Source organism: Collimonas sp. NPDC087041, assembly GCF_044745265.1.
GTDB lineage: Bacteria > Pseudomonadota > Gammaproteobacteria > Burkholderiales > Burkholderiaceae_D > Collimonas.
In genome coordinates this window covers 429,265-450,401 of the sequence record NZ_JBIUZX010000003.1, presented here as the reverse complement: position 1 = coordinate 450,401, position 21,137 = coordinate 429,265, and the positions used below count along the sequence as shown (strand labels likewise).

Genomic DNA, 21,137 nt, shown 5'->3' with positions numbered 1-21,137 from the left:
TTAATGAATCAACGAGGCGGCATGATGGACGAAGCAACAAGTGGCGAGATTGAATTGAGCGCGGTGGGCATGCTGGGAAACGGTGCGCCGTTGACCCTGGCATTGGAAGCTGTCGCGATCCGCAAGCATGGCGTCGATGGCTGGGAGCCTTTTCATTACGAGAAGATTTCCGAGAGCGAATATGAGGTCAGTGGCGGCACTTGTGAGCTGGTTGGCGGCGTCAAAAAATGGCCAGGGGAACATACCACCGTGATCGTATCGGTGGATGAATTGGCCGCGCAAGTGCGGGCAGCTGAGCCTGTGGAAGTCGCGCAAAACGCGCAACAGACCATCTTGTCGAGCGGAGCCGCTAAGCAGATTTCGGATAAAATTCCATCGCGCGGCGATGGCTCAGCACCAACCTATCTGACTGTTGTGCTGCAATTGCCGCAGGATGACCAGGGCCGCAGGCGCATATATGACGCACTCAGCCTCGATACGAATTTTTTTGGCGCAGTGGTGACGGCAACTTCCCTGGCCGATGAAATTGCCGTCAACCAGTTGCTGGAAATGCGCTGCGAACCAGGCGACGTCAAGGATGCGCGCGAGCGGGCTGCGGCGCGCGGCAGCAAGGTGTAATCGCTTTCTGCGACAAGGCTCGCTGTTGCCGTCAAAGAGAGGTACGCAGCGAGAACAGTTCCGGAAACAACACCACATCCAGCATCTTCTTCAAATAGCTCGCACCCTCGGTGCCGCCGGTGCCTTTCTTGAACCCGATCACGCGTTCCACTGTGGTCAGGTGGCGGAAGCGCCAGAAGCGGAACGAAGTTTCCAGGTCGACCAGCTTCTCGGCCAGTTCGTATAATTCCCAATGTTTATCCGGCGCCTTGTAGACCGTGAGCCAGGCGTTTTCCACGGATTGGTCAGCGACGGTGGGCTTGCTCCAGTCCAGCGTCAACCGGGCTTCGTCCACGGTCAATCCGGCACGCGCCATCAGCATCACTGCTTCATCGTAGATCGACGGCTGTTTCAATGCATCGTCCAACCGTGCATACGATTCCGGCGAACCTTGGTGCATCTGCAGCAGCGCCGCGTTCTTGTTCCCCAGCAGGAATTCGATCTCGCGATATTGATACGATTGGAAGCCCGAGGAGTGCCCAAGATAGGGGCGGATCGCCGTGTATTCGGGCGGCGTCATGGTCGCCAGGACATCCCAGGCATGCACTAGTTGATCCATGATGCGGGCGACGCGCGCCATCATCTTGAAGGCTGGCGACAGCACATTCATGCGCAGCTGCGCGCGCACTGCATGCAGTTCATGCAGCATCAATTTCATCCACAATTCGCTGGTCTGGTGCTGGACGATGAACAGCATCTCGTTGTGATTCGGCGAGAGCGGCCGCTGCGCCGACAACACCTGGTCGAGCGCCAGGTAATCGCCGTAGCTCATGTCTTCCTTGAATTCCATCTTGGCGCCGTGCCAGGCGCCTTTGTCGTTGTACGGGCATTCCATTCTTGTCTCCTGGCGCTAATTAGGTCACGGCTTCTTGTTGCGCGTTGATTTCGTAGTCTGTATCGACCAGGATTTGGCGCAGCGATTCCACGGCGTCCCAGACGTCGGTAAATCGGGTGTAAAGCGGTGTGAAACCGAAGCGCATCACTTGCGGCTCGCGATAATCGCCGATCACGCCGCGGGCGATCAGTGCGCGCATGATGCCGTAGCCGTGCGCATGCGCGAAGCTGACGTGGCTGCCGCGCTGCGCATGATCGCGCGGCGTGACCAGCGTCAATTGCTGGCCAGCGCATCGGCTTTCCACCAAGGCGATGAACAGATCGGTCAGCGCCAGCGATTTGGCGCGCAAGGCGTGCATATCGGTCTGCGCGAAGATGTCCAGGCCGGATTCGACCATCGCCAGCGACACGATAGGCTGGGTGCCGCACAAGGCGCGGCGGATGCCGTCGGTTGGCGCAAAATCGGGCTGCATCGTGAATGGCGCGCGATGTCCCCACCAGCCAGACAAAGGCTGGCGGAATTGCACGTGATGGCGTGGCGCGATCCAAGCAAAGGCCGGCGCACCGGGACCGCCGTTCATGTACTTGTAGGTGCAACCGACGGCGAAATCGGCATTGGCCGCGTGCAGGTCGATCGGCAGCGCGCCGGCGGAGTGCGCCAGGTCCCACAACACCAAGGCGCCATGTGCCTGTGCTGCGGCCGTCACCGCCCGCATGTCGTGCAAATGGCCGCTGCGATAGTTCACGTGGGTCAGCATCAGTACCGCGGTTTCCGTATTCACTGCGGAGGAAAGCTCTTGCGGCGAATCGACCAGGTGGATGCGGTAGCCGCGATCCAGCCATTCGGCCAGGCCTTGGGCCATGTAGATGTCGGTCGGGAAGTTGTCGCGTTCGGTGACGATCACCTTGCGCGTTGCGCTGTCCGGCTGCGTCGCTTGCATTTGCAGCGCGGCGGCCAGCATCTTGAACAGGTTGATCGAAGTCGAGTCGGTGATGACCACTTCGTTTTCACCGGCACCGATCAGCGGCGCCAGCTTGTTGCCGAGGCTTGCCGGCAGGTCGAACCAGCCAGCCTTGTTCCAGCTGCGTATCAGGTCGTTGCCCCATTCCTCTTCGATCACTTGCTGGGCGCGTTGCAGCGCCGCTTTCGGGCGTGCTCCCAGCGAATTGCCGTCGAGATAAACGACGCCGGGCGGCAGCGCGAATTGCGCGCGCAGCGGCGCCAGTGGATCGTTCGCGTCCAGCGTTTCACAAGCTGCGCGAGTGGTGGTGTGGTTGGTCATTCCTATGTTCCAGAAGAGTTAAAGAGGTCGCAAGATCGCCCGGACCGGACTGGCGTCGAGGCCGGCCAGGCGCAGCGGTAGTGCAATCAGTTCGTAATCGCCAGCGGCAATCGCATCGAGCACGATGCCTTCAAGTATCGCCATGCGGTGGCGGCGCACTGCGTGGTGCGCCAGCATGGCTTTCGAATCCTGCGGATCGAGCGATGGCGTGTCGACGCCGATCAGGCGCACGCCGTGCCCTGCAAGCAGATCAATGGTTTCAGGTGCAACGGCCGCAAATGCTGAATCCCATTCGGTTTGCGGCGCGTTCGCATAAGTACGCAGCAATACTCGCGGCGGAAGGTCGGCCAGTGCATGTGCAATGTCTTGCGGCATGACCGGCGACGCGCCGATGCAATGGATCACGCGGCAAGGGCCGATATAGGCATCGAGCGCGACCTGGTCGATTGGCAATCCCTGCGGATCGTAATGGGAGGGGGCGTCGCAGTGCGCGCCGGTGTGGGTGGAAAGAGTGAAGCGGCTGACATGCACTGGACAGCCATCGGCAATCTCCCAGGTGGCCTGGGCGCTGAAAGCCGTATCGCCCGGCCAGACTGGAATGTGCGCGGAAAGGGAGGGACTGATGTCCCAGATGGGCTTGTCGGCGTTGTTCGTCATTGGCGCTGGAGAGTGTCGATTCGAGCAAATATTTTAGGCTAGCTGATTGAAATTTTTCTACGAAATTGCGATACAATTTTGACTAAATTTAGAATAAATTCAGTATTTAACGGTTATTGTTGAAAGATAATTTCAATGCAGCTCGATGCCACCGATTTAAGCATTCTGACGTTGTTGCAGCAGAATGGGAGGATCAGCAACCAGGATCTGGCCGAGAAGGTTTTCCTGTCGCCGTCATCATGCCTGCGCCGGGTACGCATTCTGGAAGAGGAAGGCATCATCAGTCGCTATAGTGCGCTGCTGAATCCGGAAAAACTTGGGTTGGAACTGGATGTTTTCGTGCAGGTGACAATGCGTCGCGATGTGGAAAGCTGGCATGAAAATTTCATGGAAGCGTTGCAGAAATATCCGGAGGTAGTCGGTTCCTATATCATCACTGGTGACGCCAATTACCTGTTGCGCGTCAAGGCGCGCAACCTGAAACACTATTCCGCGTTCGTGCTGGAAAAACTCTACAAGATACCGGGCGTGCTCGATATCCGCTCCAACATCGTGCTGCAGGCGATCAAGGAAACCTACGAATTGCCGCGCGAGCTGTTGCGCGACGGCTGATTAATCACCACTCACAGAATTATTTACATCATGGCAAAGACAGTACAAGAAGTCCTGGACCGGCAAAAAGAAGGCGCGCAATTCGTGTTGTCGGCACCCATGCTCGGCCTGGAAGTCGAGGAATTCGACACCGTTGCGAAGATATGGGTGAAGGAGGGCGGGCCAGGATTCCAGGCGGCCGGCGTGCCGCACCGGAAATGCATCGACGGCGAGTTTTTCATCGACCGTATCACCGTTGTCAAGACGGCTACGCGCTAATCGCGGCGCTACAATAGCTTCCGACGCGGCGGATGGCAAGTGAAACAGGTGAAGAAAATCACCTGTTCCTTGTACTGCCGTTTGTCATATTTCTTTTTCGCAGTTGATCATCCACGAGATGCCGAACTGATCCTGGAGCATGCCGAAGCGTTCGGCCCAGAAGGTTTTGTCAAGCGCCATTGTCACCTTGCCGTCCTTGACCAGCGCATTGTAGAGGCGTTCCGCATCAGCGATCTTGTCGACGTTGATCGATAGCGAAACGCCCTGCGGTTTCTGGTAATACCCCGGCGGACAGTCGGATCCCATTACCGCCATGCCGTTGAATTCCAGGTGGATGTGCATGACCTTGTCGCGCCATTCGGGCGCAGTTTGCTCCGCCATCGGCGAATTACCATGCGTCATCATGAAGACGATTTTGCCGCCAAGAGCCTGTTCATAGAACTTGAATGCCGCTTCGCATTGGCCGTCGAAATTAAGATAGGGAATCAATTTCATGATGCGTTCCTTTAATGAGTGATTGAATATGCCGCTCGCATGGGAATAGGTGCGCTTATTTTTCCGCGACGGCTTTCAGGTTGGCCAGACCGGCTTCAAAATCCTTGCCGATCATGTGGTCCATGTTAAAAAACAGGCCCATCACTTTTGAAATGAAAGGCGAAGGGCCATACATGGCCCAGGTGACGGTGTTGCTGTCGCCCTGGGGTTCTACGGTAAATTCAGCAATGTTGTGACCCTCAAGCGGCTTGATGAAATCCAGCTTGATCGCGACTTTGGAGGATGGCGATACTTCCGTGATTTCCATGCGCCCGGAACCCACCTCGCTCGAGCCATCCCATGCGTACACGGCGCCCACGCCGCTGTCGGCGCCGCTGTAGCTTCTCTTCATCGTCGGATCGCGTTTCTCATAAGGCGACCATGCAGTCCAGTTGTGGAAATTGTCGATCTGGGCAATGATCTTTTCCGGTGCGGCCTTGATGGAGATTGTTCGTTGCACCCGGAAAGTGTCGGGCTTGGTGGCTGCATAGCCCAGCACGGCGGCAAGTACGACGACGATGAGAATGGCGATGGTCTTGATCATGGTTTTCCTTGTTGTAGTGCCGGCATGAAGGGGGCGGAGTTGCGTTTATAGTTTTGCACTCGCAGCGCGCAAGCGTTCCTCTGTTTCTCTGAGCTCGGGGGTGAGCGCATCGCCGAAATCTTCCGCTTCGAATACCTGGCGCAGCTCAAGTTCGACACCACCGTCGGCGTCGAGGGCAGGCCAGCGTTTGACCCAGGCAATCGCTTCTTCCCTCGATTTCACCTGGATCATCGTGAAGCCGGCGATCAACTCTTTGGTTTCGGCAAACGGGCCGTCGGTGACAGTGGGTTTGCCGCCTGTGAATTTGATGCGCGCTCCCTTGGAACTAGGTTGCAGTCCTTCGCCGGCCTGCATGACGCCGGCTTGTATCATTTCTTCGTTGTACTTAATCATTGCAGCAAGCAATTCGCCACTGGGCAGCACGCCCGCTTCGGTTGCCTGGTCGGCCTTGCGTATGATCATGAATCGCATCTTTAAATCTCCATTTGGTTTGAGGTGGCGAGCCGGTGCCGCTTTAGTGCGGCTGATAAATCCGGCCTTACTTGTCAGTCGAATCGGTCATCGTCGAATCGACATGTGGCCGACATTTTTTCACAAATATTTTTTCTAGCCTGCTTTTTATTGTCAAAAACAAAACCATCTGATCTACGGAAGTGCGGGGGAGCTGATGTGTCGGCGCCGGTCCATCGGGCTGTGTGAGTATTACAGATTAGGCATGCTCAAAATGGATTGCAATTCAAATTGTGCTGCAGCGGGAGGAAGTTCGATTGAGTCGTGATGATGTAGCCTGGCCGGGCGTGTGTCCGGGCTGCGTGCAATGGAAGTGAGCGTACGCTCAAACAATTGGATGGCGATTGCGCGGCAACGTGCCGGTGCATCAGGAAGGCATTCCCGGAGCAAACATTCAAAGCCGATATTGCCCAAATTGTAGGCATTGACGATTAACCTAGCGTCAACAATGTGCAGTTATGAAAAAACCATATAGATCAAGCACATAACAAAGTCGCAATGAGGTTATCAACAGGACTATCCACAGATTCTGTGGGTAACTTTGACCGGATTGAGAGTTCAATCCGGGAGCGGTCATTCAATTACGACGGCCATGAATACGGTCGACAGGCTGAGCAGGGTCAGTCCGAAGATGAAGGCAATGTCGGCATATTGCTCCAGGCGAGTACTTTGCATGGAGCGCATTGCCGCATAGGAAAGCATGCCGCTGGTCAGGAATACCAGGCTGTTGAGGGCCAGCAGGTGACCGAGCCAGATTGCCAGCCCGCTGAATCTTGCAAGCTTGATGATCGACAGTGCGGTGATGCAGACGCCGATCATCGTGGCCGAGGACGGCAGGATGTGTTGCGACAGATTATTGAATTTCATGAGTTGCTTTCCTTCTCTGTCACCCTGCCGTCTTTCGATCAATCAGTCAGCCCAGGGTCAGCGGTACAAAGATCTTGTCCTTGTCGCGTTGCACCAGCAGCGCCACATTCTTGCCGGCTTTACCCACCAGTTGGCGCAACTGCTCGACGCTGCTGACGGGGGTGCCGTTGAGCGACAATATCACGTCGCCGCGCTGGATGCCTGCCACTGCGGACGGTCCGGAGGCATCTTCCACCACCAGGCCGCCACGGGTGCCGATCTGTTGCTGCTCATTCGGGCTGAGTTCGCGCAGCGCCAGTCCCAGCCTGCCTTGCGAACCGGCGCCGTTGTCGTTGCGGGCCAACTTGGCAGGTTCTGCTTCGGTCAGTTTGACGACCAGCGTCTTTTCCTGGCCGTTGCGGATCACGTCGATCTTGCTCGACGTGCCGGGCGCGGTGTCGGCCACCAGGCTTGGCAGATCGGCCGAGTGATTGATCGATTGGCCGTTGAAACGCAGGATCACGTCGCCGGTCTGCATGCCGCCCTTGTCCGCTGGGCTGCCTTTGTCGACCGAACTGACCAGCGCGCCGGTGGGGCTCTTCAAGCCGAACGATTCAGCCAGCGACTGATTAACTTCCTGCACGCTGACGCCGAGATGACTGCGGGTTACCTTGCCGCTCTTCACCAACTGCTGCTCGACCTTGGTGGCGACGTCGATCGGAATGGCAAACGACAAGCCCTGATAACCGCCGGTCTGGCTGTAGATCTGCGAATTGATGCCGATCACTTCACCGCGGATGTTGAACAGCGGGCCACCTGAATTGCCGGGATTGACGGCAACGTCGGTCTGGATGAAAGGCACGTAAGTGTCGTCCGGCAGCGAGCGCGATTTGGCGCTGACGATGCCGGCGGTGGCCGTATTTTCAAAGCCGTATGGCGAGCCGATCGCCAATACCGGTTCACCGACCTTGGTCAGAGTAGGATTGCCGATCTGTACCGTTGGCAGATTCTTGGCGTCGATGCGGATCACCGCGATGTCGCTTTGCTTGTCGGAGCCGAGCACCTTGGCCCTGAATTCGCGGCGGTCGGTCAGCTTGACGGTGACTTCCTGCGCGCCATCGACAACATGGGCGTTGGTGAGTATCAAACCATCCGGGCTGATGATGAAGCCAGAGCCTTCACCGCGCATGATTTGCGGATGGCGCGGGATCTGCAACTGCGGGCCGAAGCGCTTGAAAAATTGCGAGAATGGGTCGTTCGGATCGAGGTCGGCGGAGTCGTCATCCTGGTCGGAGACTGCGCTCTGCTTCGGTTTACTGGTGACGCTGATGTTGACCACGGCTGGTCCGAAGCGATCGACGATGCCGGAAAAATCGGTGGCTACTGCCACCGCCGGCGCGGCATTCGGAACCGGCGCTACATTGGCAACCTGCGTCGCTGCATTGGCGTCGGGGATGCCGATTTCTCCGCCCTTGGAATGCAGGTAAGCGCCACCGGCGACAACCAGTACGGCGACGGCAATGGTGCTACGGGTAAAATTCAGACGATTCATGCTGTGCTCCTTTGCAGATGGATGAACCGATGTCGTTTCCAATCCGTTTCAGCATCCGAACGAAGCTGAAAATCAGAGCTTCAAATCAGAGATTGAAACGACTCGATAGCACACAGCATAAATATTAAAAATTAAAACAGACTTAAAGAACTGCAGATAATTTTTTCAGTGTCGGCCCGCGATCACTTTGTAAAATGTACGCTGGCAAGCAGGCCGTGGCCGGTGTTGCGCAGCGTGACAGCGGCGCCGTGTGCGTCGGCAATCTGCTTGACGATGGCCAGCCCCAGGCCGCTGCCGGGTGTTTGCGACTGGCTGCCGGCGGCACGATAAAAGCGGTCGAACACGCGTTGCAATTCCGCCTCCGGAATACCAGAGCCGTGATCTTCCACGGACACGGTGACGCCGCTTTCCTCCGATGCGACGGCAATATCGATGCTGCTGCCGGCCGGGCTGTGGCGCAATGCATTGTCGATCAGGTTGTTGAACAGGATGCGCAAGGCGTCGGCATTGCCGACCACGGTAGCCGGTATTTCCTTGCTGATGCCGAGGTCGATTTGATGAGCGTCCGCAGCGAGGGCGAAGTCGCCGATCACGCCATGCAGCAGCGCATTCAGGTCGAGTTCGGCATGGGCCTGTTCGAAAGCGCCCGGCTCCTGGCGCGCCAGCGTCAGCAATTGCTGCAGCAAGTGGGTGGCGCGCTCCAGGCCGTTCTTCAAGTCGCCAAACGCAGCCTGGCGTTCGATGTCATTGTCGGCGCGCTCCGCAAGCTGCACCTGCAAGCGCAGCGCGGTGAGCGGCGTGCGCAATTCATGCGCGGCATCGGCGACGAACGCGCGTTGCGCATTGATCGATTGTCCGAGCCGGCCCAGCAAGTCATTCAGTGCCTGCGTCAGCGGCCGGATTTCCTGCGGCAGTTTGGTATCCGGTATCGGCGACAGGGCATGCATGTCGCGCGCCTGCACTTCTGCCGCCGCACGCTTGATCGGCGCCAGCCCGCGGCCGACTGCGATCCAGATCAAGATGCCCAGCAACGGAAACAGCAACAGCAACGGCGTGACGGTCTTGACCGCCATTTGCGCGGCAATCTGGTTGCGCGCGCTTTGCGGTTGCGCGATCTGCACCACGGTATTGCCGAGTTGCGCGCTGTAGACGCGCCACACGCCGTTGCTTTGGCGGACGTTGGTGAAGCCCAGTTCAGCCTGCAACGGCAAGCTGGCCTGGCCGTGCGAGTGGTACAGCACGACGCCGGTGTTGTCCCAGATCTGGATCATGATGTCGTCGTCCAGTTCCGGTCCGCTGTCGGCGCCCGGATCAACCAGCGCAAACGCCTGGCGCGGCAGCGACGCGGCGATCTGTTTCATCTGGTAGTCGAACAGTTCGTTGGCTTCGCCGCGTGCCTGGTAGTACAGCGCAACCCCGGCGAGCAGGATGGCGCCGCCAAGGCCGACCGCCAGCCAAGACAGTAAACCGCGGCGTATCGACGTCATTTGGCCACCATATAGCCGATGCCGCGGACGTTCTTGATGAAGTCGCTGCCCAGCTTTTTGCGCAAGGCGTGGATGTACACTTCGATCGCATTGCTTTCGATGCTGTCGTCCCAGCCGTACATTTTTTCTTCCAGCTGGGCGCGCGACAATACGGCGCCGGGGCGATCAAGAAACGCGCACAGTAATGCATATTCGCGGGCCGACAGGTTCACCTGCCGTCCTTGCAGCAAGACTTCATGGGTAGCCGGATTGAGAGTCAGATCGCCAAGTGCGATCAACGGCTCGGCGCGTCCCGACTGGCGACGTAGCAGGGCACGGATGCGCGCTGCCAGTTCTTCCAGGTCGAAGGGTTTGACCAGGTAGTCGTCGGCGCCGGCATCGAGGCCGGCGACGCGGTCGGACACCGCATCGCGCGCAGTCAGGATCAGTACCGGAATCTGGTTGCCGCTGCCGCGCAGGGCCTTGAGCACTTCAAGGCCGCTCTTTTTCGGCAAGCCGAGATCGAGCAATATCAATTGGTAGTCTTCCTGGGCGGCCGCACTTTGCGCAGCGATGCCATCCTGCACCCAGTCAATGACAAAGCCGTCCTGCCGCAGTCCCTTGCGGACCGCTTCGCCCACCATCGGATCGTCTTCCACCAGCAACAAACGCATGAGCCCAGCTCCTTAGGCAATCGGCAAGATGCCGGAAAGGCTTCAGTTTAGCCTTATTGCATTAAGCGATTCTTAAACAAATCCACATCCTGCTCCGCCGACTCACCGCAACGACTGTGAGCAGTGAGAAAAAATCCATATAAATCAATCGCATAGGAACAACGTTGGGTAGTTATCAACAGGACTGTCCACATTTTCTGTGGGTAAGTAGCGGGCTGGAATTAGAGGAAAACATCTTTAGTGGTTTTACGTAACCATCAAGTAATTTCTGTGTGGCAATATCTCGGTGGGCATCAACGATAACGTTTTGTCATTTAAAGATGTGACGTTGCGGATTTGTCGATGCCGCTTTTTTTTATTCGTCGGCAGTTGATCCCGTTGTCTTGCTGCCGGCCCATTCCTGTCGTCCAACTTGCCTTTCGCACTAACTACAACAAGGAAACCAGCAATGAAAACACTCTTCGTACTTTGTACCCTGTGTTCCAGCATGGCTTTGGCACAAGTGTCTCCTGATGTAAAACCCGATGCCCGTTTCACTCATCAACTGTCTTCATCCGGCCCGCTGTCCAAGGAGCAGTTGCTCAAACAGCAATCTACGCAGTCGGCTAAAAAAACTGGCGCTACCAGCTTGCGTACGGAGGCTGTTGCCAGCACGGCCAGCACCAGTACTTACACGTATTTGCGCTGTTTCTATCGCACCGGTAGCAATCCGACCAAGCCCACCACTACCTATGTGTGGGGACTGGATCCGTCCAGCGGCGATTACTACCGTATCAACGGCTACTGGTGGGCAGGCGGTCTGCTGAACTGGCAAAACATGTTCTATAGCGACGTCACCCAAAACACATTGCAATCGGTTTGCCAGAGCACGCTCACCGCGAAAGGCATCAGCCAGCCGGTGGCGATGGTCGCCGCAGCCGACAATGCGTTGTCGTTCAATTACACGGTCTGGACCACCGACAGCGTCGCCCAGAACGGCATCAACAAGATCGTCGCCTTTGGCGACAGCCTGTCTGATAATCAAAATATCTACAACGCCTCGAACTGGACCCTGCCGAACTCCAATAGCTGGTTCGTCGGACATTTCAGCAACGGTAATAACTGGGTGGAATACCTGGCCGGCAATCTGCAACTGCCGTTGTACAACTGGGCCATCGGCGGCGCGGGCGTGACTACCCAGGATCTGGTGATTCCAGGTGTGATCCAGCAGGTGCAGTCGTACACGACGTACATGCAGAAGGCGCAGAATTACCAGCCGCAGAACACCCTGTTTACACTGCTGATCGGCGGCAATGATCTGGTCAATTACAACAGCACGGTCGACCAGGTCATCAGCGGCGAAACCCAGGCCCTGCAAAACCTGATCCAGTCGGGCGCTCGCAACATCCTGCTGCTCAAGCTGCCGGACGTTTCGAAGGCGCCGGTGTTTACCATCAAGACCAACGGCGCGGCGGTAGCGGCGCAGGTAACTGACCTGAACAACCGCCTGGTTGCGCTGGTGGCTTCACTGCAGGCGCAATACGGCAGCAGCTTGAATATCCAGTTGTTCGATACCTATTCGTTGTTCAACGATGTGTTGAATAATCCAGCCAAGTATCAGGTCAGCAACACCACGCAGTCCTGCCTGAACATCAATACCGATTCCAGCACCAACTATCTGCAAACGCAGACAGCGCGTTCCCAGTGCAGCAATCCCGACACCTTCGTTTTCTGGGATACGCTGCATCCGACCACGCATACGCACAAGCTGTTGGCTAATGCGGTGACGGCCTTTGTCGGTAGTAGCTTCGGCAATCTGAGTACGCCTGCCAGCAAGGCTGGTGTGGCTGCCAAATAACGGCCGAGTAGTGGGCGAGTAGCGGCCGAGTAGCGGCCGGCGGTCGGGGTAATCGCTCTGGAAGCGGCCCGACCGCAAGCTTGTAGTGCCAGCGAAATTCGCTGCTTCAGATATACAGATCCACGTTGCCGCCCGACGACAGCGTGGATTGTTTTTTTTGTTCTTCTGTCGATGCAGAGGATGTCGAATTTTGTTTTGCATCTTGCAGTTTTAGCGCGGAATCATCGACTGTCGGCGCCGCTGCCATCTGGGTCAAACGCGTGATTTGCGCCTCAATCGAAGTGATCTGCAACTGCAGCATTTTTACGCGCATGTCGGTTGCCTCCGGATCGGCATCCGCGGCCGCGTTCTTTAACGTTGTGGTTAGTTGCTTTTGCAAACCGGCAAGTTGTTTCTGCAGGGCGGCGATTTGCGACGCGATACTGGCGGCCGATTGACCGGATCCCTGTACTGACGAAGTTCTTGAAATCATGATTTTCCTTTGACAATAACGGTTTAACTACCACCCAGTTAACGACAACATTTGGAAAATCTGTAATTCAAGGCCCTAATTATTTGCTTAAGTTGCCATCGTTTGCGCAGGCCGATGCTCGCAAGTGCCGAGCTGGCCGTAAAATGACATCCTGAATGTTGAGCGAGAAATGAGTGAGAAATGAGCGAGAATCACATGACACAAAACACACATCACCACCTGCACGGCGTTACTCTGGAGGTCATGCTGACGGAACTGGTGGAGCATTTCGGTTGGGATGGCCTGGCGCAGCGCATCGATATCCGCTGCTTCAAGAGTGATCCCAGTATCAAGTCGAGCCTGACTTTCCTGCGCAAGACGCCATGGGCGCGCGAGAAGGTCGAGGCTTTGTATGTCGGCATGCGACGAGCGCTTAAATAAATTTTTGTAGAATTCAGGTAGAGTTTTGTCGCAAGTAGTTCAAGTATTGTCTGATCGCGCCATTGTTGAACGAAGCAGGCTGGTTGCCGTGGCGTTTGAGTAATCCGGATAGCTGTCTCAATAGCACCGAAGGAAGAATCGCCATGCGCAATGTCATTTACAAGACGGTAGTCTTGAAAGCCTCAGCCGAAGCCCTGTTCGACATGTACGTTGATCCGGTAATGCATCAGGCCATCACTGGCCAGCCGGTGATGATCGCAGCGGAAGCCGGAGCCGAGTTCGAGGCTTTCGACGGCGCGCTGAGCGGGGTCATGCTGCAAGTGGTCAAGCCGCGATTGATCGTGCAGACCTGGCGTTCGAGCGAATTTGCGGAGGAAGATCCTGACTCGATCCTGATCCTGTCATTTCATCCGCAGGGCGAGCAAGGGCGCATCGACCTGGTGCATCTTGATGTGCCCGACCAGGACTACGAAAACGTCAAGATCGGCTGGCGCGAAAAATACTTCGAGCCGTGGCGGGAATTTTTGGCAAATTAATCGCCTATCTTTCCTAGGCTTTGCCGCCAGGCCTTAGTTGAATTGAAGCTTGCGGCGTCGGTTCACGCCGCAAGGATCTTTCTCCTTACTATTCAAACAGCACAACCGTCGATTGCAATCCCGCCATCTGCGCCGCATGATCGACTGCTGTTTTCAGCGCAGAAAACTCGAAGGTCTTCACGTCCACCGTATCCAGCGATAACAGGCCGCTCCTGACCAGCGACAGCAGCGCCAGGTAGTCTTCCGGGGTGTACATGAAATGCCCAATCAACTCCCAGCTATTGAGCAGCATGGCGCCATACGGCACCGGCAGCGGTACTTGCATGCTGCCCATCAGCACCAGGCGGCCACGGCGCCGCAAGCTGTTCAATACGGCCAGCGTGCTGTCCGCGTCAACTGCCTGGCCGACCATGTCGAACGCCAGGTCGACCCCGCCGGCGGCCGCTTCCCGAATTGCAGCAGCGTCCGCCACGACGTCGCCGGATAACACGATCGGCAGCACGCGTCCCTGGCCGATTTCCACCAGGCGTTGCAATGATGCAGCTCGGCGTCCAATCGCCAGCACCTTGCTGGCGCCCATGGCCAGCGCGGCGATCGCTGCTGCCGAGCCGAAATAGCCGCCGGCGCCGTTGATGGCCACGGTTTCGCCGGCAGCCAGCCGGCCACGGCGCAAGCCGCCGAACGGCACCACAAATTTAGCCAGTACCGCCAGGCGCTCGGCGGGCAGATGATCAAGCCCCTCCAATGGCAGCAGCGTCGAAGCAGGCATGTCGACGACTTCACGCAATGTACCGTGCGGGAATGCCGCCAGCATGCCGCCGCTGTCATGGCTGATACCGGTCAGGCCGATCAGGATTTGCGCCGGTTCCTGCACCGCTTCATCGGCAATCCAGTAGGGATTGAGTGCTACCCGCTGTCCTGGGCGGAAATGCTGCACGCCGTCGCCTACCGCGACGATGCGGCCTATGCCATTGGTGCCCGGGGTAAAAGGGCCCGGCGGATAGGCATAGGGCAGTTTGCCTTGCAGGTAATCGCCGGTGTAGCTCAACAGCGGCGCTGCTTCCATCCGTATTAGCGCGGCGCCGGGGCGCAGCGCGGGTTGTGCAAGGTCCTGCAATGTCAACGAAAGTTCTGCCTGATTAAACATCCATGCTTTCATGCTCATCTCCTGGTTGCGGTGTCGATGCTTGAACTTTACGGTGCAGCAACGTATATTTGAAATTAATTAATAATATGAGACGTATCAATATGATTGATCTACGTGGCGTCGATCTCAATCTTTTGGTGTCGCTGGATGCGCTGCTGGAGGAATGCAACGTGACCAAAGCGGCAACGCGTCTGCATCTGACCCAGCCAGCGGTGTCGACGCAACTGGCGCGCCTGCGCAAAATATTCGACGATCCTTTACTGATACCGGCCGACGGCGGGCGCGGCATGACGCCGAGTGCGCACGCACTGGCGCTGGTAGAGCCCTTGCGTGCAGCACTGCGCGACCTGGAGAACGTGGTCAGGCAACGTCCTGCATTCGATCCACATCGTGACAACCGGCGTTTTATCATCGCCGCCAACGATAATGCGACCGCGGTGCTCGGCTTGCGATTGATGGAGCAATTGCCATCGTTGGCCGGCGCGGGCATCCGGATCGCTTTCGTCAATGCCGACCAGCGCCAGGTCGCGACACAGTTGGAGCGGGCAGAAATCGATCTGCTGATCGGATCGGAACGGATGGTGCCGTCGTCTATGAAAGCTCGGAAATTGATGGACGAGCACTTTGTGATGGCGCAGCGCAAAGGGCATCCGCGCGGCCTGGGCGAGCTGGACCTGGAACAGTATTGCGCGCTCAAGCACGTGCTGGTTTCAACCAGCGGCGGCAGTTTTCACGGTTTCATGGACGAGCACCTGGAGCAGATTGGCCGTCGGCGCGATGTCATGCTGTCAGTGCAGAATTTCACGCTGGTGCCGGATCTGCTGTGCAATAGCGATTATGTGGCGACGCTGCCGAGCCGCCTGGTGCAACGCTACCAGGATCGGCTGGATGCGTTCGCATTACCGTTCCAGGCCCGCGGTTTTTCGCTGTTTGCCGCCTGGCATCCGCGTAACCAGGGTGATCCTGGTTTGCGTTGGTTGCGCGACACGATAGCGGCGGTGGATGCCGGAACAGCAATCGGATAGTTCCCAGCAAATTCCAGCAACAATCATCATTGAGAAGTGATTTGGCAGATTTGCTGCAATTTACCGACATAATATTGTCATATGCATATTTTTCTGCACTTTTATCTCTGTTCACCTGTCAAAACTGACAGGTGTGGCTACTGTCAATTCTCAATAGAATGAAAACCGTCTATCGGAGCCTATCCTCTCCTATGTTGATATTTAGCCCGCTGCCGCAAGGTGGTGGGCTTTTTTTGATCTCCCTCCAGTGCTCCCCGGCACCGGTTCGCCGCGATTCTTCCATGAGAGCGCGGCTTTTTTATGGCCGACGCCGGCGTCGATGAGGTCGCCATGCCAACTAAAGACGCATTTTTCCCACATGCTCGAAGCCGGGCATTCGTTTTCTTTCTGTAAATAAAAATATACAAAGAAAATGGCAAGGTTAAAATTGTGCCCGCTCGACATTTGAAAACATCGCTGCGACAGCAAGATAGCGCGACAGCGGGGCAGCGGCCATCAGCCGCCACAGGGAAGAATAATGCAAAAAATCAAAACAGCTGCATCCACACTAATGCTCATGGGGTGCATGCTCCTGCTGGCCGGCTGCGCCTCTTTGTCCACTTCGATTTCGCAGTTTGAGAAGGGCGATTACGTCGCCAGCGTCAAGTCGACGCTTACCTATCTTGATGACAAATACAAGAAGCCGGACTACGACGACAGCGATGAAAGAAATGGCATCCGCGAACGCCTGCGCGTCATTGTGGCCAGCTACGAAGCGACGATTCAGGGCGCCGGCGAGCGCGACTACGATCGCAAGATAGGCGCCTACCTGGCGTTGCTGGATATTCGCACCGCGCTCGCGGCGCGGAGCTACTACCCCAAGTACACCGATCTGCCGTTGCGTTACACGGACGCCACCTTGCGCGACACGCTGGCCTCCGAGTATTACCAGAAGGCCAGCGCGGCAGCGGCCTACAAGGACGAACGCCAGGCGGCGATCAGTTTTGCCGCTGCGGCCGATATCTACCAGCCCTACGGCGACTACAAGGACGCCCGCAAACAGGCCGACAAACACCGCTACGCGGCCGACAGCCTGGATGCAGCGGCCTATTACAAGCAGGGCACGGAACTGGCGGCGAATAATCCGCAGCGCCGGCGCTCGATATATCGCGATGCCGGCCAGGCTTTCTACAATGCCTACAACGTCTATCAGGAACACGGTCCCTACAAGGATGCGCAGGCGCTTTCCGACAAATATCGCGCACTCGGCACTGTGGTGCTGCAGGTCAGCAGCAACGATCCCGACGGCGACATCACCCGCAGCGTGATGGGCCTGTTCAATCTCGGCTTCACCCGCTTCCAGTATCAAGGCGGCGGCAATGCCGACCTCGGCATGTATATCAACACCTCCTATGTCTACTATCCGCCACGCGCCCGCGAGTACGTCGAAGCGCTGAGCGAGAATGTCGATACGAAAAATCCGGACGGCAGCACGTCGACCAAGACCTACCGTTTCAACCGCAGGGTGGTGGTCGAAGAAAACTCATTCCAGATCGTGCTCGACCTGTCGGTGACGCGCGTGCCGAACCTGGATCTGCGCTACAACGAAGGCGCCGAAAGCCGCCGCACCACGATCAGCTATTTCGGCGATGTGCCGAGGAACGGCAGGTATGGCTATCGCACCGAAGGCTATTTGATGGACCGCAATCAGCTATGGCAAAGCGTGCAGGCGCAATTGATCAATCGCCTCGGCAGCGACAATCGGATTCGCATGATCCAGGACGATATCCGCAATTTCTGATGGTTGGATAACGGCGCCGGCGAGGAAAGGCAGGGCGCCGAAATTTCCCGGCGCATCCTGCTAATATACTGGCTTTCCTGTCGGTTTGCGGCCAGCGTGCCGCGCCGTTCCCACCAGATTTCTTGCCTATCTATGACTTCGATTCGCGGCCCTTCCTTCCAGTTAGTCGACCAGATCGACGCCGAGCAACTCAAGCGCGACGGTGGTTTCGGCGAGCGCACCCGGCCTTTGCTGGTGAAGGGCGCGCTGCGCAACTGGCCGGCGCAGCAGGGTTGGTCGTTTGAGCAGATGGCCGCGTTGCGCTACAAGGATGGCAGCGAGCCGAAAGTGAAATTCCAGAACGGCCTGGTCGAGCAGGGGCAGACCCGGCATCGACCGGTGATGCCGGTCGGTCCGTATCTGCAGGAACTGGCGGCGATCGCACGGCAGCCTCTGGCGGACGATATCGGCTTGCTGTCGAATCAGCGTCGCCATCAGTTGGCTGCGGGTGAACAGTTTTTCCTTGATTGGTCATACATGCAATCGTTCCAGCCGGATCGCATGTATCTGGCGCAATGGAATATCCTCGACGAGTTTCCGGCGTTGCGCAACGATTTCTCGATCAAGGAATTGTGGCCTGGCTGGCGCTGGACCTGGGAGTACGTGTTCATGGGGCCGGCCCACACGGTAACCGGCCTGCATTACGACTTCCCGCACAACTGGTTCTGCCAGGTCCGCGGCACCAAGGAATTCATCCTGTTTCCACCCGAGCAAACGCCGCACATGTGCATCTCCCAGAAGTACGACTGGGGCGCGATCCTGAGCGACATCAATATTTCGCGCCTCGATCAGCAGCCGGAGCAGTTGCGCGAATTTGAAAAAACGCAGGGGCTGTACGCACGAGTCGAACCCGGCGATGCGCTGTTCATTCCCAAGCGCACCTGGCACGCTGTGGTATCGCTGGAGCCGTCGATCAGTCTCGGCGTGTTTGGCCTGACGGCGCCGGAAGTACTGTTCGGTGGTGTGCCAAATGAGCTGAAGAACGTTTTCCACAAAATGCATCTGTACCGCTGGGGCAATTGCACCTGCCACAAATACTGACGGCGTTGGCGGAACGGTCCGCGCCGCGAATTTTTTCAAGCGTAGGCAAAGTAGGGAATTGATGAATTCACAACGCTCTCATCTGTTTCTCTGGCGCGGCCGCGCACTGGTGGTCGGTCCCGGCATCGATTCAAAATTCCATGCGCATTTTGCGACGCAACTGACCTGGGGGCTGGATGCGCCATTCCAGGCGCGCCTGGCGCCGGACCAGCCATGGACCACCACACGCGCAGCCGTCTTCGCTTCCAACCAGCCGCACCAGATCCAGTGCGACGCGACACTGCTCGCACATCTATTCATTGAGTTGCCACAACGCTCGCAGAGCATGCCCAGTGTGCTGCTGGCGAGCTTCGATCGTGCCGCCGATTTTGCTTCGGTTCGCAGCGCTCTAGGTCATGGCAGGAACGGCAGCTTGGAGCTTGAGGATGCAGAACGGGCGATGCAGGACTGGCTATCCTGTGCAGCGCTGGGCGATGCCGCGCAACAGCAGATCGACCCGCGCATCAGCCAAGCGCTGGCGTGGATCGATCATCATCCCGGCGCCGCGGTTAGCGGCGCGTCGCTAGCCGCAGACGCGCATCTCTCGCCCAGCCGCTTTACCCATCTGTTTCGCCAGCAGACCGGCTTGTCGCTATCGCGCTACCTGCTGTGGTCGCGCCTGCTGGATGGCGTCGAAGCAGTCGCGCGTGGCGACAACATGACCAATGCCGCCCACCACGCCGGGTTTGCCGACCTGGCGCACATGAGCAGGACCTTCCGCCACACCTTCGGCGTGGTGCCGTCGGAGCTGCAAAAGATGGCGATTGCGTTCAAGCGCGACTGAAAATGTTGGTCTAAGATGGTTTCATATTAAAAGAATGGAGACCATCATGAACACCGATTCGCAGTCCCTGTCCGCGCGCGCCATCGATACCTTGCTGGCCAAGTATTCCGAGAGCCATCTCAATCCCGTCAATGAAATCATCCATTTCATTTGCGTGCCGGTGATCGTCTTTACCTTGCTGGGTTTGCTGTGGACGATTCATCCGCTGGTGGCAGTGGCGGCGGCGCTGGCGTCGCTGCTGTATTACTTCTCGCTGTCGGCGCCGCTGGCGATTGGGATGCTGCTGATGTTCGGTTTCATGCTTGCGCTGCTGTATGTGCTGCCGCCACAGTGGATATTGCCACTCTCGATCACGGTGTTCGTGCTGGCATGGATCGGGCAGTTCATCGGCCACAAGATCGAAGGCAAGAAACCATCGTTTTTCGACGACCTGCGTTTCCTGCTGATCGGCCCGCTGTTTGTACTCGGCTTCCTGTACCGGCGCCTCAGCATTGCCTATTAATCGTTCGCACGCCGCAATGAAAATTGCCATCTTCGGCGCCGGATCGATCGGTGTTTATATCGGCGGATCGCTGCTGGCATCCGGCGCCGAGGCAGTGCTGGTCGGACGCGCGCGGATGCGCCAGCAGATTGCCCGCGAAGGCTTGCTGTTGACCGATCTGGCGGGACTCCGCATGCAACTGGCGGCAGCTGACGTTCCCTATGCTGAAAGCGCTGCAGCACTGGCCGATGCCGACCTGATTCTGGTCACCGTCAAGAGCGCAGATACGCCTGCCGCAGCGACAGAAATTGCCGCGCACGCCAAGCCGTCGGCGCTGATCATCAGCCTGCAGAACGGCGTCGGCAATGCCGATACCTTGCGGCAGGCGCTGCCCGGCCGGACGATATTGGGCGGCATGGTGCCGTTCAATGTGGCGCAGATGGCGGGCAGCCGTTTTCATCGCGCCACCGGCGGCGAATTGGCGATCGAAGCCAGTCCCGAACTGCGCGCCTGGACGACAGTGTTTCGCGCTGCGCATTTGCCGTTGCAGGAAAGTCAGGATTTCCCATCCATACAATGGGGCAAGCTGTTGCTGAACCTGAATAATTCGGTGAATGCGTTGTCCGATTTGCCGCTTAAAGCGGAGTTGTCGCAGCGCGCATACCGACGCTGTCTGGCGTTGCTGATCGAGGAGGCGTTGCTGTTGCTGCGTGAAGCCGGCATTCGGCCGGCCAAGATCGCCAGGGTAAGGCCGCAACTACTGCCGACATTGCTGCGTCTGCCGGACGCATTGTTCAAGCGGCTGGCCGCCACCATGCTGAAAATCGACCCTGAGGCGCGTTCGTCGATGTGGGAAGACTTGCATGGCGGACGACGCACTGAGGTCGATTATTTGAATGGCGCGATTGTTCGCCTCGCGGAGTCATTCGGACGTGATGCACCAGCCAATCGCCGCATTACCGCACTGATTCACGGCGCCGAAGGATTGGCGCCACGGCCGCTGTCGGGCGAGGCGCTTTATCGGACCCTGCAAGCCGGGTCATGACAAAAGATTTAACCTGAATGCGGAACGTTAAGCGCTAGCGCGGCTCGAAACAGTGTCATCTGCA

At 57.5% G+C, this 21,137-nt stretch carries 24 protein-coding genes; 12 read left to right on the top strand and 12 right to left on the bottom strand.

The window, feature by feature from the left end:
- Positions 1-21: 21 nt before the first annotated feature.
- On the top strand, positions 22-618 hold the full coding sequence (locus ACIPF8_RS07990; protein WP_400419272.1) for a hypothetical protein: 597 nt from the start codon (positions 22-24) through the stop codon (positions 616-618).
- Positions 619-649: 31 nt separating this feature from the next.
- Here the strand turns inward: ACIPF8_RS07990 and kynA are convergent, their stop codons facing one another.
- The 3 genes from kynA to kynB are packed head-to-tail and all read right to left on the bottom strand — an operon-like array spanning position 650 to position 3,431.
- Positions 650-1,492 carry a tryptophan 2,3-dioxygenase gene (kynA, locus tag ACIPF8_RS07985; protein ID WP_400419269.1) on the bottom strand — a complete coding sequence of 281 codons (843 nt, stop codon included), beginning with the start codon at positions 1,490-1,492 and terminating at the stop codon, positions 650-652.
- Positions 1,493-1,511: 19 nt separating this feature from the next.
- Positions 1,512-2,774: a kynureninase gene (gene kynU / locus ACIPF8_RS07980; RefSeq protein ID WP_400419266.1), complete on the bottom strand. Its 1,263-nt coding sequence runs from the start codon at positions 2,772-2,774 to the stop codon at positions 1,512-1,514.
- A gap of 18 nt (positions 2,775-2,792) precedes the next feature.
- Positions 2,793-3,431, bottom strand: a complete 639-nt coding sequence (gene kynB / locus ACIPF8_RS07975; protein ID WP_400419263.1) for an arylformamidase — start codon at positions 3,429-3,431, stop codon at positions 2,793-2,795.
- 135 nt (positions 3,432-3,566) lie between these two features.
- Between kynB and ACIPF8_RS07970 the strand changes: the two genes are divergently transcribed.
- Positions 3,567-4,043, top strand: a complete 477-nt coding sequence (locus ACIPF8_RS07970; RefSeq protein ID WP_400419261.1) for an Lrp/AsnC family transcriptional regulator — start codon at positions 3,567-3,569, stop codon at positions 4,041-4,043.
- 30 nt (positions 4,044-4,073) lie between these two features.
- Positions 4,074-4,301 (top strand): hypothetical protein, encoded by a 228-nt coding sequence (locus ACIPF8_RS07965; protein ID WP_400419258.1) that lies wholly within the window; start codon positions 4,074-4,076, stop codon positions 4,299-4,301.
- 84 nt (positions 4,302-4,385) lie between these two features.
- Here ACIPF8_RS07965 and ACIPF8_RS07960 read toward each other — a convergent pair whose 3' ends face one another.
- The 7 genes from ACIPF8_RS07960 to ACIPF8_RS07930 form a co-directional block, all read right to left on the bottom strand.
- Positions 4,386-4,796, bottom strand: a complete 411-nt coding sequence (locus tag ACIPF8_RS07960; protein ID WP_400419256.1) for a VOC family protein — start codon at positions 4,794-4,796, stop codon at positions 4,386-4,388.
- 55 nt (positions 4,797-4,851) lie between these two features.
- On the bottom strand, positions 4,852-5,379 hold the full coding sequence (locus ACIPF8_RS07955; protein ID WP_400419253.1) for an SRPBCC family protein: 528 nt from the start codon (positions 5,377-5,379) through the stop codon (positions 4,852-4,854).
- A gap of 45 nt (positions 5,380-5,424) precedes the next feature.
- A complete protein-coding gene (locus ACIPF8_RS07950; RefSeq protein ID WP_400419250.1) occupies positions 5,425-5,850 on the bottom strand; it encodes a YciI family protein in 426 nt (141 codons plus the stop codon).
- Positions 5,851-6,462: 612 nt separating this feature from the next.
- On the bottom strand, positions 6,463-6,756 hold the full coding sequence (locus ACIPF8_RS07945; RefSeq protein ID WP_400419247.1) for a hypothetical protein: 294 nt from the start codon (positions 6,754-6,756) through the stop codon (positions 6,463-6,465).
- Between the two features lie 46 nt (positions 6,757-6,802).
- Positions 6,803-8,287, bottom strand: coding sequence for a DegQ family serine endoprotease (locus ACIPF8_RS07940; RefSeq protein ID WP_400419245.1), 1,485 nt, complete (start codon positions 8,285-8,287; stop codon positions 6,803-6,805).
- Between the two features lie 182 nt (positions 8,288-8,469).
- Entirely contained in the window at positions 8,470-9,774 is a 1,305-nt protein-coding gene (locus ACIPF8_RS07935; protein ID WP_400419243.1) for an ATP-binding protein, read from the bottom strand.
- Positions 9,771-10,427, bottom strand: a complete 657-nt coding sequence (locus ACIPF8_RS07930) for a response regulator (RefSeq protein WP_400419240.1) — start codon at positions 10,425-10,427, stop codon at positions 9,771-9,773. Before ACIPF8_RS07930 ends, ACIPF8_RS07935 begins: the two co-directional genes overlap by 4 nt.
- A gap of 448 nt (positions 10,428-10,875) precedes the next feature.
- Here ACIPF8_RS07930 and ACIPF8_RS07925 point away from each other — a divergent pair, with 448 nt between their 5' ends.
- Positions 10,876-12,264, top strand: a complete 1,389-nt coding sequence (locus ACIPF8_RS07925) for an SGNH/GDSL hydrolase family protein (RefSeq protein ID WP_400419237.1) — start codon at positions 10,876-10,878, stop codon at positions 12,262-12,264.
- Between the two features lie 106 nt (positions 12,265-12,370).
- Here ACIPF8_RS07925 and ACIPF8_RS07920 read toward each other — a convergent pair whose 3' ends face one another.
- Positions 12,371-12,736: a hypothetical protein gene (locus ACIPF8_RS07920; RefSeq protein WP_400419234.1), complete on the bottom strand. Its 366-nt coding sequence runs from the start codon at positions 12,734-12,736 to the stop codon at positions 12,371-12,373.
- Between the two features lie 180 nt (positions 12,737-12,916).
- Here ACIPF8_RS07920 and ACIPF8_RS07915 point away from each other — a divergent pair, with 180 nt between their 5' ends.
- The gene (locus tag ACIPF8_RS07915) at positions 12,917-13,156 is read left to right on the top strand and encodes a VF530 family DNA-binding protein (RefSeq protein ID WP_400419231.1); all 240 of its coding nucleotides are present in this window, start codon (positions 12,917-12,919) and stop codon (positions 13,154-13,156) included.
- Between the two features lie 143 nt (positions 13,157-13,299).
- Entirely contained in the window at positions 13,300-13,692 is a 393-nt protein-coding gene (locus ACIPF8_RS07910; protein WP_400419228.1) for an SRPBCC domain-containing protein, read from the top strand.
- Positions 13,693-13,780: 88 nt separating this feature from the next.
- Here the strand turns inward: ACIPF8_RS07910 and ACIPF8_RS07905 are convergent, their stop codons facing one another.
- The gene (locus ACIPF8_RS07905) at positions 13,781-14,851 is read right to left on the bottom strand and encodes a zinc-binding dehydrogenase (RefSeq protein ID WP_400419226.1); all 1,071 of its coding nucleotides are present in this window, start codon (positions 14,849-14,851) and stop codon (positions 13,781-13,783) included.
- An 89-nt stretch (positions 14,852-14,940) separates the two neighbouring features.
- On the opposite strand from ACIPF8_RS07905, the gene ACIPF8_RS07900 reads away from it, so the two are divergent.
- From ACIPF8_RS07900 to ACIPF8_RS07875, 6 genes are all read left to right on the top strand, one after another.
- Positions 14,941-15,864: a LysR family transcriptional regulator gene (locus ACIPF8_RS07900; RefSeq protein ID WP_400419225.1), complete on the top strand. Its 924-nt coding sequence runs from the start codon at positions 14,941-14,943 to the stop codon at positions 15,862-15,864.
- A 556-nt stretch (positions 15,865-16,420) separates the two neighbouring features.
- The gene (locus ACIPF8_RS07895) at positions 16,421-17,644 is read left to right on the top strand and encodes a hypothetical protein (protein WP_400419223.1); all 1,224 of its coding nucleotides are present in this window, start codon (positions 16,421-16,423) and stop codon (positions 17,642-17,644) included.
- 132 nt (positions 17,645-17,776) lie between these two features.
- A complete protein-coding gene (locus ACIPF8_RS07890) occupies positions 17,777-18,724 on the top strand; it encodes a cupin-like domain-containing protein (RefSeq protein WP_400419220.1) in 948 nt (315 codons plus the stop codon).
- 61 nt (positions 18,725-18,785) lie between these two features.
- Positions 18,786-19,547, top strand: a complete 762-nt coding sequence (locus ACIPF8_RS07885; protein ID WP_400419218.1) for a helix-turn-helix domain-containing protein — start codon at positions 18,786-18,788, stop codon at positions 19,545-19,547.
- 46 nt (positions 19,548-19,593) lie between these two features.
- Complete coding sequence (locus tag ACIPF8_RS07880) at positions 19,594-20,049, top strand: DUF962 domain-containing protein (protein WP_400419216.1); 456 nt, start codon at positions 19,594-19,596, stop codon at positions 20,047-20,049.
- Between the two features lie 16 nt (positions 20,050-20,065).
- Positions 20,066-21,073, top strand: a complete 1,008-nt coding sequence (locus ACIPF8_RS07875; protein ID WP_400419213.1) for a 2-dehydropantoate 2-reductase — start codon at positions 20,066-20,068, stop codon at positions 21,071-21,073.
- Positions 21,074-21,137: the final 64 nt, after the last annotated feature.